This window comes from Streptomyces sp. ITFR-6, from assembly GCF_031844725.1.
Lineage (GTDB): Bacteria > Actinomycetota > Actinomycetes > Streptomycetales > Streptomycetaceae > Streptomyces.
Genome location: NZ_CP134612.1, coordinates 8141154 through 8153050, shown reverse-complemented (window position 1 = coordinate 8153050; position 11897 = coordinate 8141154). Strand labels below are relative to the sequence as shown.

The following is an 11897-nucleotide window of genomic DNA, read 5'->3' as shown; positions in this document are numbered from 1 at the left end:
GCCGGGCCCCTTCATTCGCATGTCCGCGAAAGGACCACCCCGCATGACCACCACACTCGAACACCCCGTGACCACCGAACCCGCCGCCCGCACGGCCGCGGCCGGGGTCCTCGACATCACCCAGCAGGGGCACGGCGCCCTGCGCCCCGCCGACGGCCACGCCACCCCGCGCGATGTGCAGGTACCGGCCGCGCTCATCCGCCGGCACGGCCTGCGCAAGGGCGACGCCGTCGAGGGGACCTGCGACCGGCCCCGCGCCCTGAGCACCGTCGTCCGCGTCAACGGCCTTCCCTCGCAGGCCCTTCGGGGCCGGCCGCACTTCCGTGACCTCACCCCGCTCCACCCCAGGCGGCGGCTGCGCCTGGAAACCCCCTCGGGCAGCCCGTCGACGCGCGTCGTCGACCTCGTCGCCCCGGTCGGCAAGGGCCAGCGCGGGCTCATCGTGGCCCCGCCCAGGACCGGCAAGACGGTCCTGCTCCAGCAGATCGCGGCGTCGGTCGCCGGGAACCACCCCGAGTGCCACCTGATGGTGGTGCTGCTCGACGAGCGCCCCGAGGAGGTCACCGACATGCGGCGATCGGTACGCGGCGAGGTCTACGCCTCGACCTTCGACCGGCCCGCCAAGGAGCACATCGCGCTGGCCGAGCTCGCACTCGAACGCGCCAAGCGGCTGGTCGAGCAGGGCCAGGACGTCGTCATCCTGCTGGACTCCCTCACCCGGCTGTGCCGGGCCCACAACAACGCGGCCTCGGCCGGCGGCCGCACCCTCAGCGGCGGTGTCGACGCGGCGGCCCTGCTCGGACCCAAGCGCCTCTTCGGAGCCGCGCGGCCCACCGAGGAGGGCGGCTCCCTCACCATCCTGGCCACGGCGCTCGTGGAGACCGGCTCACGCGCCGACGAGTACTTCTTCGAGGAGCTGAAGGGGACCGGCAACATGGAGCTGCGGCTCGACCGCACCCTCGCTGAGAAGCGCGTCCACCCGGCCGTGAACATCGCGGCCTCCGGGACCCGCCGCGACGAACTCCTCGTACCGGCCGGGGAACTGACCGCCGTACGCGGTCTGCGGCGCGCCCTGCACTCCAGGAACGCGCAGACCTCGCTCGAAACGCTGCTGGACCGGATCCGGCACACCCCGGACAACGCCGCCTTCCTCGAACTGATCCGCAACACCGTGCCGGCCGCCTGAGCGGCGGTCACCCGTCCTACCATGTAGCGGCACTTACCAGCAGAGGGAGAGCAGCCCCATGGAATTCCGCCGACTCGGCCGCAGCGGTCTGACGATCAGCGAGATCGCGTACGGAAACTGGCTCACCCACGGCTCCCAGGTGGAGGAGGACGCGGCGGTCGCCTGCATCCGGGCCGCCCTGGACGCCGGCATCACCACCTTCGACACCGCGGACGTCTACGCGCAGACGCGGGCAGAGGCAGTGCTCGGACGGGCCCTCAAGGACGAACGCCGCGAAGGGCTGGAGATCTTCACCAAGGTCTACTTCCCGACCGGTCCCGGGCAGAACGACCGGGGGCTCGGCCGCAAGCACATCATGGAGTCGATCGACAACTCACTGCGCCGGCTCCAGACCGATCACGTCGACCTCTACCAGGCGCACCGCTACGACCACACCACGCCGCTGGAGGAGACGATGGAGGCGTTCGCGGACGTCGTCCGCTCCGGCAAGGCGCACTACATCGGCGTATCGGAGTGGACGGCGGGGCAGCTGCGCGCCGGGCACGCGCTGGCCCGCGAACTGCGGGTGCCGTTCATCTCCAACCAGCCGCAGTACTCGGCGTTGTGGCGGGTCATCGAGGACGAGGTGGTCCCCGCGTCCGAGGAGCTCGGCATCGGCCAGATCGTCTGGTCACCGATCGCCCAGGGCGCGCTCACCGGCAAGTACCGTCCCGGTGCGCCGCTGCCGGCGGGCTCGCGTGCGACGGACGACAAGGGCGGGGCCGACATGGTCGCCGACTGGCTGCGCGACGAGGTGCTGGAGCGGGTTCAGCTGCTGCGTCCGCTGGCCGAGCAGGCCGGTCTGAGCATGGCGCAGCTGGCGGTCGCCTGGGTGCTGCAGAATTCCAACGTCTCCGCCGCGATCATCGGCGCCTCCCGTCCCGAGCAGGTGACGGAGAACGCCGTGGCGGCCGGTGTGCGACTGGACGCGGACCTGCTGAAGGCCGTCGACCAGGCGCTGGACCCGGTGGCGCGGCGCGATCCCGGGCTCACCGCCGGACACAAGGAGAACAGCTGACGTGACAGCGGCGGGGCCCGGCCGGATTCCGGCCGGGCCCCGCCGCTGTGCCGGGTCACATTCGGGTGTGCAGCGAGGCGGTGTGCTCGCGGACCTGCTCCGCAGTGAGATAGCTGTCCGTGTGCTCGAAGTCGCGCAGGGTGGCGGGTTTGCGGGACTGGAATCCGGTGCGGACGAAGTCGTCGCCCGCGGCCGCGTTGATCAGCCAGTTCGTCATGACCCTCGCCTTGGCCACGTTGGTCCGCAGCGCGGACCAGTGGTAGCCGCGGGCCACGGCCTGGGCGCCGATGCCGTGCATCTCGATGCCGAGCGGCTTGGAGACGGCGTCCTTGCCGCCGAGGTCCACGACGAGCCCGAGGTCCTTGTGGACGTATGGCTGGAGTGGCTGGTTGCGGAGGGTGGCCAGCAGGTTGTCGGCGGCCTTGCGGCCCTGGCGCATCGCGTGCTGCGCGGTGGGCGGGCAGACCGCGCCGTCGCCCTTGGCCAGGTCCGGGACGGCCGCCGCGTCGCCGAGGGCGAAGATGCCGTCGTGGCCGGGCAGGCTCATATCGGGCGTCACCGCCAGCCGGCCGCGTACCGTCTCCGCGTCGAAGGTCGTGACCAGCGGGCTGGCGGTGACGCCGGCCGTCCAGATCAGAGTGCGGCAGGGCAGCACGCGGCCGTCGGTGAAGGTCACCTTGTCGGGGCCCGCCTCAGCGATCGACACCCCGAGGGACACCTCGATCCCGCGCTCGCGCAGCACCTTCAGCGCGCTCTCACCGAGCTTGTCGCCCAGTTCGGGCATGAGCTTGGGGGCGATGTCGATCAGGTGCCATTTGATCAGCTTGGGGTCGAGCCTGGGATAGTGCCGGACGGCGTTGGTGGTCAGCCGCTGGAGGCAGGCCGCCGTCTCCGTGCCCGCGTATCCGCCGCCGACGACGACGAACTGCAGCCGCGAGGCCCGCTCCTCCTCGTCGTGGCTGGCATCCGCGAGATCGAGCTGCGCGATGACGTGATCGCGCACGAAAGCGGCCTCCGCCAGGGTCTTCATGCCCCGGGCGTTGTCGAGCAGCCCGGGGATGTCGAAGGTGCGGGTGACGCTTCCCGGGCTGAGCACGATGTAGTCGTAGCGCTCGTTGACGACCTCGTCGGTGATCTTGCGGATCACGCAGACCTTCGCCAGCGGGTCCACTCCGATGGCCCCGCCGGGAATGATCCTGGTGCGGTGCCGGCTGCTGCGGCGCAGTGACACCGCGACCGACTGCGGGGTGAGGACGCCCGAGGCCACCTGGGGCAGCAGGGGCAGATAGAGCTGGTAGGAGAACGGGGCCACGAGTGCGATGTCGGCCTCGCCGGGACGGAGCCGGCGTTCCAGACGGCGTACGCACTCGACCCCGGCAAAACCGGCTCCGACAACGAGAATCCTGGGTCGTGCCACAGTGTTCGTCCCTTCTCGGGGTCATGCACGGTCATCCGTTCGCCTGCCCCGTCGCACGCGCACGTCACCTCCCATCTTCACGAGACAGCGGTGACTTCGCCTGCTGGGGCGGCAGAACGGACGACCGGTACTCACCTGACCAGGTACGTCACCACCGTGCAGGCGCCGCAGGCCGTCCCCAGACAGACCACGGCTGCGGCCGCGACGCAGCGCGCCCGCAGCGTGCGGTAGCGCCGGCTGTACTCACCGCGCAGCTCACTGGCGCGGGCACAGACCCGGAGCAGCATGACCCGCGAGGCCTCGGCCCGGTCGGCGGCGTACACCCGTTCCACGTCCTCGCGCTGGGCGGTGGTGAGCCAGGGCAGCTCGTCGGTGAAGCGGCGGGCGTACCGGCGCGCCTGCTCGATCTCGGCGTTCCACAGCAGATAGCCCTCCATCTGGGCCAGTCCGCGGGCGCTGTCCTTCTCGGGGTCGATGGACACCCGGTCCTCCTCTCCGCCGGCCCGCCCGCTCACGCCTGCTTGTCCCCCGGAGCGACCGTGACCGAGCGGTCGAGGCGGTTGGACACGTCATCGAGCTCACGCACGGAGGGGTGGTGCAGGTCGAACGCCGGGGACTCGGAACGGATCCGGGGCAGCGTGACGAAGTTGTGCCGGGGCGGCGGGCAGGAGGTCGCCCACTCCAGCGAACGGCCGTAGCCCCACGGGTCGTCGACCTCGATCTTCTTCCCGTACTTGGCCGTCTTCCACACGTTGTACAGGAACGGGAGCATCGACAGCCCGAGCAGGAACGAGGAGATCGACGAGATGGTGTTCAGGGTGGTGAAGCCGTCCACGGCGAGGTAGTCCGCGTAGCGGCGCGGCATGCCCTCCGCGCCCAGCCAGTGCTGCACCAGGAACGTGCCGTGGAAGCCCACGAACAGCGTCCAGAAGGTGATCTTGCCGAGCCGCTCGTCCAGCATCTTGCCGGTGAACTTCGGCCACCAGAAGTGGAATCCGGCGAACATCGCGAAGACCACGGTGCCGAAGACCACGTAGTGGAAGTGCGCCACCACGAAGTACGAGTCCGAGACGTGGAAGTCCATCGGGGGCGAGGCGAGGATCACGCCGGTCAGGCCGCCGAAGAGGAAGGTGACGAGAAAGCCGATGGACCAGAGCATCGGTGTTTCGAAGGAGAGCGAGCCCTTCCACATCGTGCCGATCCAGTTGAAGAACTTCACCCCGGTCGGCACGGCGATGAGGAACGTCATGAAGGAGAAGAACGGCAGCAGCACCCCGCCGGTGACGTACATGTGGTGGGCCCACACGGTCACGGACAGGCCCGCGATGGCGATCGTCGCGCCGACCAGGCCGATGTAGCCGAAGATCGGTTTCCGGCTGAAGACCGGAATGATCTCGGTGACGATCCCGAAGAACGGGAGCGCGATGATGTAGACCTCCGGATGGCCGAAGAACCAGAAGAGGTGCTGCCAGAGCAGCGCGCCGCCGTTGGCCGCGTCGAAGACGTGCGCGCCGAACTTCCGGTCCGCCTCCAGCGCCAGGAGCGCGGCGGCGAGGACCGGGAAGGCCAGCAGGACCAGGACGGCGGTCAGCAGGACGTTCCAGACGAAGATCGGCATGCGGAACATCGTCATGCCGGGTGCGCGCATGCAGACGATCGTCGTGATGAAGTTGACGGAGCCGAGGATCGTGCCGAATCCGGAGAGGGCCAGACCCATGATCCACATATCGGCGCCCACGCCCGGCGAGCGGACCGCGTCGGTCAGCGGGGAGTAGGCGAACCAGCCGAAGTCGGCGGCGCCGTTCGGGGTGAGGAATCCGGCCACCGCGAGGACGGAACCGAAGAGGTAGAGCCAGTACGCGAACATGTTCAGCCGCGGGAACGCCACATCGGGTGCACCGATCTGGAGCGGCATGATCCAGTTGGTGAACGCCTGGAACAGCGGCGTCGCGAACATCAGCAGCATGATCGTGCCGTGCATCGTGAAGGCCTGGTTGAACTGCTCGTTCGACAGGATCTGCGTACCCGGACGGGCCAGCTCGGCGCGCATGACGAGCGCGAGCAGACCGCCGATGAGGAAAAACGCGAACGAGGTGACCAGGTACATCGTGCCGATCGTCTTGTGGTCAGTGGTGGTCATCCACTTGATGACGACGTTTCCCGGTTCCCTGTTGTGTACCGGAAGCTCGTTGGCGTAGGACTCGTCGTCCTGCGCCGTCCCTGTTGTGCCCGTCGTCGTCACTGGGACGCTCCTTCGATTGGTCTGCCGCCGGTGGACCGCGCACCCGGCGTGGCGCCGCCTCCACCGGGGGCGGCCGAACGGCCCTCCCCGCACATCACGCGCGATTCCGGTTGCAGCAAACCAGCCGGGTGGCCGCCCGGGGTGGCCCTGCGCCCGCCGTGGCGCGACATTCACCCGTCAGGGTGTCCTCCGAGGCACTTCGCGGTACCGGTCCGCCGCCGGAAACGGCGCCGCCCCGGCTCGACGGTGTGTCGGCCGGGGCGGAACGGTCACGCGCGGTGCGGGGTGGGGGGAGCGACTGGGCCTCTCCCCCGTCCACGGCATCCGGTCAGACGAGGCTCGCGATCGCCTGGTTGAACGTGGCCGACGGCCGCATGACGGCCGAGGCCTTGGCCGGGTCGGGCTGGTAGTAGCCACCGATGTCCACCGGCTTGCCCTGGACCGCGACCAGCTCGTCGACGATGGTCCCCTCGTTCTCGGACAGCGACTTGGCGAGCGGCGCGAAGGCCTCCGCCAGCTTGGCGTCGGCGGTCTGCTGCGCCAGCTCCTGGGCCCAGTAGAGGGCCAGGTAGAAGTGGCTGCCGCGGTTGTCGATGCCGCCGAGCCTGCGGCTGGGCGACTTGTCCTCGTTCAGGAACGTGGCCGTCGCGCGGTCCAGCGTGTCCGCGAGGACCTGGGCGCCGGCGTTGTCCGTCGTCTGCGCGAGGTGCTCGAAGCTGACGGCGAGGGCGAGGAACTCGCCCAGGCTGTCCCAGCGCAGGTAGTTCTCCTTGACGAGCTGCTGCACGTGCTTCGGCGCGGAACCGCCGGCGCCCGTCTCGAACAGACCGCCGCCGTTCATCAGCGGGACGACGGAGAGCATCTTCGCGCTGGTGCCCAGCTCAAGGATGGGGAACAGGTCGGTGAGGTAGTCACGCAGCACGTTGCCGGTGACCGAGATGGTGTCCTCGCCGCGACGGATGCGCTCCAGGGAGAACGCGGTCGCCTTCACCGGCGACATGATCTCGATCCGCAGACCGTCGGTGTCGTGGTCGGCCAGGTAGGTCCTGACCTTCTCGATGAGCTTGGCGTCGTGCGCGCGGTCCTCGTCGAGCCAGAACACGGCCGGGTTGCCGGTCGCGCGGGCGCGGGTGACGGCGAGCTTGACCCAGTCCTCGATCGGCAGGTCCTTGGCCTGGCACACCCGGAAGATGTCCCCGGCGCCGACGGCCTGCTCCAGCACGGCGTCGCCGTTGCCGTTGACGACCCGCACCGTGCCGGTGGTGGGGATCTCGAAGGTCTTGTCGTGGCTGCCGTACTCCTCGGCCTTCTGCGCCATGAGCCCGACGTTGGAGACCGAGCCCATCGTGGCCGGGTCGTACGCGCCGTTGGCCCGGCAGTCGTCGATGACGACCTGGTAGACGCCCGCGTAGCTGCTGTCGGGCAGCACGGCGAGGGTGTCGGCCTCCTCGCCGTCCGGGCCCCACATGTGGCCGGAGGTGCGGATCATGGCCGGCATCGAGGCGTCCACGATGACGTCGCTGGGGACGTGCAGGTTGGTGATGCCCTTGTCGGAGTCGACCATCGCCAGGGCGGGGCCCTCGGCGAGCTCGGCCTCGAAGGAGGCCTTGATCTCGGCACCGATGTGTGGCACCCCGTCCAGGCCCTTGAGGATGCCGCCGAGGCCGTCGTTCGGGGTCAGGCCGGCAGCGGCGAGCGCCTCGCCGTACTTGGCGAAGGTGTTCGGGAAGAAGGCGCGGACCACGTGGCCGAAGATGATCGGGTCGGAGACCTTCATCATGGTGGCCTTGAGGTGCACCGAGAAGAGGATGCCCTCCTCCTTGGCGCGGGCGACCTGCGCGGTGAAGAACTCGCGCAGCGCGGCGACGCGCATGACCGCGGCGTCCACGACCTCACCGGCGAGCACCGGTACGGACTCGCGCAGCACGGTGGTGGTGCCGTCGTCGCCCACCAGCTCGATGCGCAGGCTGCCGGCCTCTTCGATCACGACGGACTTCTCGGTGGAGCGGAAGTCGTCGACGCCCATGGTCGCGACGTTCGTCTTCGAGTCGGCCGTCCAGGCGCCCATGCGGTGCGGGTGCGCCTTGGCGTAGTTCTTGACCGACGCGGGGGCGCGGCGGTCGGAGTTGCCCTCGCGCAGGACGGGGTTGACCGCGCTGCCCTTGATCTTGTCGTAGCGCGCGCGGGCGTCCTTCTCCGCGTCGGACTTCGGGTCGTCCGGGTAGTCCGGGAGCGCGTAGCCCTGCTCCTGGAGCTCCGCGATGGCGGCCTTCAGCTGCGGGATCGACGCCGAGACGTTCGGCAGCTTGATGATGTTGGCGCCGGGGGTGGTGGCCAGCGCTCCGAGCTCCGCGAGCGCGTCGTCGATGCGCTGGTTCTCCTGGAGGCTGTCGGGGAAGCTGGCGATGATCCGGCCCGCCAGGGAGATGTCACGGCTCTCCACGGTGACCCCGGCCTTGGAGGCGTAGGCCTCGATCACCGGCAGGAACGAATACGTCGCCAGGGCCGGGGCCTCGTCGGTGTGTGTATAGATGATGGTCGAGTCAGTCACCCTGTGCTCCGCTCCACGTCTGCAACATTGCTTGACATCAAGATATCTCGTGATCGCCGCCGCCTCGACAGGGCCCTGCCCCGCACGGCCCGGAACCCGCCGTACCGCCGCGCGGCCCGGCCGGCCGCCGCGTCCGCCACCGCACTTTGCCATTGATTTGCCGTACCGCCGCGGCCCTGGCAGCGTGCGGCGTTATGAGTACGGAAATCGAACACGGTGATCCGGTAGCGCTGGCGGTGCGGCTGCGCGAGCAGAAGAGCCCGCAGGCGCACGAGCGGCTGCTGGCCCTGGCGGCGCGGTATCCCGAGGACGCCGCGATCGCCTACCAGACCGCCTGGTCGCACGATTCCCTCGGCCTGGAGGCGCAGGCCGTGCCGTTCTACGAGCGGGCGCTGGAGGGTCCGGGGCTCTCGGCCGAGGACCGTCACGGAGCCTTCCTCGGCCTCGGCAGCACGCTGCGGGTGCTGGGCCGCTACGAGGCGGCGCACGGGGTGTTCCGCCGCGGCCTGGCGGAGTTCGCGCACGATGCCTCGCTGCTGACCTTCCTGGCGATGACCCTGTACAACCTCGGTGACTCCCGCGAAGCCGTACGGACCCTGCTCGGGGTCACGGCGGCCACCAGTGCGGACGTCCGGGTCCAGTCGTACCGGCCGGCGATCGAATACTACGCCGACCGCCTGGACGAGACGGAGTAAGGAGGCGGTGGCTGTCAGGGCCGCCCCTCCTCCGGGATCTCCTCGCCGGCCGGCACCGGCCCCGGCGGGGTGCCGTCGCCGAAGGGCCGGCCGCCCAGCTGTTCGCGGTGGTGCGGGGACAGCCAGCCCGACAGGTCGGGGCCGACGGGCACGATGCCGGTGGGGTTGATGCCCGTGTGGACCCGGTAGTAGTGCTGCTTGATGTGGTGGAAGTCGACCGTGTCCCCGAAGCCGGGGGTCTGGTAGAGGTCCCTGACGTAGGCCCACAGGACGGGGTCCTCGGTCAGTTTCGAGCGGTTGCACTTGAAGTGTCCGTGGTACACGGCGTCGAAGCGGACGAGTGTGGTGAAGAGCCGGATGTCGGCCTCCGTGATGGTGTCACCCACCAGGTAGCGCCGGTCCGCGAGGCGCTGGGACACCAGGTCCAGGCGGCGGAACACATCCGCGTACGCGGCCTCGTACTCCGGCTGTCCGTCCGCGAACCCGGCCCGGTACACGCCGTTGTTCACATCGCGGTAGATGCCCTCCATGACCTCGTCGATCTCCTCGCGCAGCGGCTCGGGGTAGAGGTCGGGGGCCCCCGGGCGGTGCAGCGCGGTCCATTCGGTGGCGAAGTCCAGGGTGATCCGCTGGTAGTCGTTGGTGACGAGCTCGCCGCTGGGGATGTCGACGACGGCGGGGACGCTGACTCCGCCGGGGTACCCGCTCTCCCGCTTGTCGTACGCCTCGCTGAGGTACTTGATGCCGAGTACCGGGTCCCGGTCGTCCTCGTCGAGCGTGAAGCGCCAGCTGCGGTCGTCCTGCAGCGGATCGGTGACGGCGAGCGAGAGCGCGTCCTCCAGCCCGAGCAGCCGGCGGGAGACCAGGGCGCGGCTCGCCCAGGGGCAGGCACGGCTGACGACCAGGCGGTAGCGGCCTGCCTCGACGGGCCAGCCGTCCCGGCCGTCGGCGGTGATCCGGTCGGCGAAGTGGCTGCGGAAACGCTTGAAGGGCTTGTGTCCGTACGCGTTGTTGCCGTCCGGTTCGGTGCTGGCGGGATCGTTCATGGTGTCTCTCCCTGCGGCAGGGCCTGAGGGCTTGTGCCGGATCAGGCCGGGTTCGCGGATTGCGATCGTAGCGACGCCGCCTCACGGGGCGGCGGGCCGCCGGTTACGGTTCTTCCCCCGCCGTACCCCGCCGACGTCGGCCAGGGCCACGATCAGCCCGGCCAGCACGAAGGCGACGGAGACGATCAGCCCGTGGTCGTACGCGCTGGACCAGCCGGCCGAGCCCATCCGGGCGAAGAAGACCGAGCCGACGGCGGCGATCCCGATCGCGGAGCCGACGCGCTGGCCGGTCTGGAGGGTGCCACCGGCGCTGCCCGCCGTGGCCACCGGCACCTGGGACAGGGTCAGGGTCTGGTTGGGTGCGATGACCAGGCCGCTGCCCAGACCTGCCAGCAGCAGCGGGGCGGCCATCGCCCAGCCCGCGCCCCTGCCGGGCACCAGGTGGACGGCGAGCGCGGTGGCTCCGAGTCCGACGGCCACGGTCGCCATGCCGATGACGACGAGGGGACGCCCGTACCGGCCGACCAGCCTGCCGCCGGGGCTCGCGGCGACGGCGGACCCGAGGGCGAAGGGCGTGATCGCGAGGCCCGCCATCAGCGCGGTGTAGTGCAGCCCACTCTGCAGGTAGAGCGTGGTGATGAAGAAGATCGAGGTGAATCCCGCGAAGTACAGCAGGATCAGCAGGCACCCCAGCCAGTAGGAGCGGACGCGGAAGAGCGAGAGGTTCACCACCGGCTGGGTGCCTCTGCGGGAGCACCGGGCCTCCCAGCCGACGAAGGCTGCGAGCAGCACGGCGGCCGCGGGCAGGAACAGCCATTTGCCGTCACCCGGCCACTGGCGCGACTGGACGAAGGGCAGCAGCAGCGCCAGCACCCCGGAGCCCAGCAGCAGCACTCCGACCGGGTCCAGGTCCCGCAGCCGCACCGGGCCGGCGGACGGGGTGTCCGGCAGCAGCCGGTGGGCCAGGAGCAGGCAGACGGCCCCGAGCGGCAGGTTGACGTAGAACACCCAGCGCCAGCCCTCCTCGGCGCCGGCCGCCTGGATCAGGAGTCCGCCCAGCAGCGGGCCGACGGCGGTGGAGATGCCGACCACGGTGCCGAACATGCCGAAGGCCCGGCCCCGTTCGCGGCCGGAGAACATCTGCTGGATGAGCGCGGAGATCTGGGGCGACACCAGGCCGCCCGCCAGGCCCTGGACCAGTCGGGCGATCACCAGCCAGATGCTGGACTGGGCGGCTCCGCAGGCCGCGGACGACAGGGTGAAGAGCGCCAGCCCGGCCATGAAGACCTGGCGGCGTCCCCGGGCGTCGCCGAGCCGTCCGGCGGGGATCAGGAAGAGTCCGAAGGCAAGGGCGTAACCGGACAGCACCCACTGCAGGTCGGACTCCGGAGTGTGCAGGCCCTCCCGGATGGACGGCAGCGCGACGTTGACGATCGACACGTCCAACAGGGTCATGAAGCCTGCGACCAGGCACACCGCGAGCGCCCGCCACCGCCGGGGATCGGGCGTGTCCGGCCCGTCGGCGGACTCCGCGCCCCGCCCTCCGGACCCCCCGTACGCCGCACTCTCTGCCATGGCTCGCACCCTAGGTCGCACGCCCCGATTCCTCATCCCGGCAGGGCCACCCGGCCGTGCGCCGCGCGCTACATTGGCGCGGTCACCGCTATGCGGACGGAAGGCGGAACGGAAGTCGGCCGCCGCGC

General features: G+C 70.3%; 9 protein-coding genes. 3 read left to right on the top strand and 6 right to left on the bottom strand.

Annotated elements, in window-relative coordinates:
• Window positions 1–19 precede the first annotated feature (19 nt).
• Together rho and RLT59_RS36865 are read left to right on the top strand one after the other, a co-directional pair.
• Window positions 20–1186 carry a transcription termination factor Rho gene (gene rho / locus RLT59_RS36870; protein WP_399126743.1) on the top strand — a complete coding sequence of 389 codons (1167 nt, stop codon included), beginning with the start codon at window positions 20–22 and terminating at the stop codon, window positions 1184–1186.
• Between the two features lie 58 nt (window positions 1187–1244).
• Entirely contained in the window at window positions 1245–2243 is a 999-nt protein-coding gene (locus RLT59_RS36865; protein ID WP_311307414.1) for an aldo/keto reductase family protein, read from the top strand.
• A gap of 55 nt (window positions 2244–2298) precedes the next feature.
• Here RLT59_RS36865 and RLT59_RS36860 read toward each other — a convergent pair whose 3' ends face one another.
• The 4 genes from RLT59_RS36860 to RLT59_RS36845 all read right to left on the bottom strand — a co-directional run bounded on the left by RLT59_RS36860 (window position 2299) and on the right by RLT59_RS36845 (window position 8453).
• Complete coding sequence (locus tag RLT59_RS36860) at window positions 2299–3660, bottom strand: NAD(P)/FAD-dependent oxidoreductase (RefSeq protein ID WP_311307413.1); 1362 nt, start codon at window positions 3658–3660, stop codon at window positions 2299–2301.
• Between the two features lie 131 nt (window positions 3661–3791).
• Entirely contained in the window at window positions 3792–4136 is a 345-nt protein-coding gene (locus RLT59_RS36855; RefSeq protein ID WP_311307989.1) for a hypothetical protein, read from the bottom strand.
• 35 nt (window positions 4137–4171) lie between these two features.
• A complete protein-coding gene (ctaD, locus tag RLT59_RS36850) occupies window positions 4172–5902 on the bottom strand; it encodes an aa3-type cytochrome oxidase subunit I (protein ID WP_311307412.1) in 1731 nt (576 codons plus the stop codon).
• 328 nt (window positions 5903–6230) lie between these two features.
• On the bottom strand, window positions 6231–8453 hold the full coding sequence (locus RLT59_RS36845; RefSeq protein WP_311307411.1) for an NADP-dependent isocitrate dehydrogenase: 2223 nt from the start codon (window positions 8451–8453) through the stop codon (window positions 6231–6233).
• 194 nt (window positions 8454–8647) lie between these two features.
• On the opposite strand from RLT59_RS36845, the gene RLT59_RS36840 reads away from it, so the two are divergent.
• Complete coding sequence (locus RLT59_RS36840; protein ID WP_311307410.1) at window positions 8648–9148, top strand: tetratricopeptide repeat protein; 501 nt, start codon at window positions 8648–8650, stop codon at window positions 9146–9148.
• A gap of 14 nt (window positions 9149–9162) precedes the next feature.
• On the opposite strand, the gene RLT59_RS36835 is transcribed toward RLT59_RS36840, so the two are convergent.
• Together RLT59_RS36835 and RLT59_RS36830 are read right to left on the bottom strand one after the other, a co-directional pair.
• Window positions 9163–10194, bottom strand: coding sequence for a glutathione S-transferase family protein (locus RLT59_RS36835; protein WP_311307409.1), 1032 nt, complete (start codon window positions 10192–10194; stop codon window positions 9163–9165).
• Between the two features lie 81 nt (window positions 10195–10275).
• Entirely contained in the window at window positions 10276–11769 is a 1494-nt protein-coding gene (locus RLT59_RS36830) for an MFS transporter (RefSeq protein WP_311307408.1), read from the bottom strand.
• Window positions 11770–11897 lie beyond the last annotated feature (128 nt).

Bases quoted from the DNA above. Each gene is read 5' to 3' on its own strand.
- RLT59_RS36865 (WP_311307414.1), top strand. From the start codon at position 1,245: ATGGAATTCCGCCGACTCGGCCGCAGCGGTCTGACGATCAGCGAGATC.
- RLT59_RS36835 (WP_311307409.1), bottom strand. From the start codon at position 10,194: ATGAACGATCCCGCCAGCACCGAACCGGACGGCAACAACGCGTACGGA.
- RLT59_RS36840 (WP_311307410.1), top strand. From the start codon at position 8,648: ATGAGTACGGAAATCGAACACGGTGATCCGGTAGCGCTGGCGGTGCGG.
- rho (WP_399126743.1), top strand. From the start codon at position 20: ATGTCCGCGAAAGGACCACCCCGCATGACCACCACACTCGAACACCCC.
- RLT59_RS36830 (WP_311307408.1), bottom strand. From the start codon at position 11,769: ATGGCAGAGAGTGCGGCGTACGGGGGGTCCGGAGGGCGGGGCGCGGAG.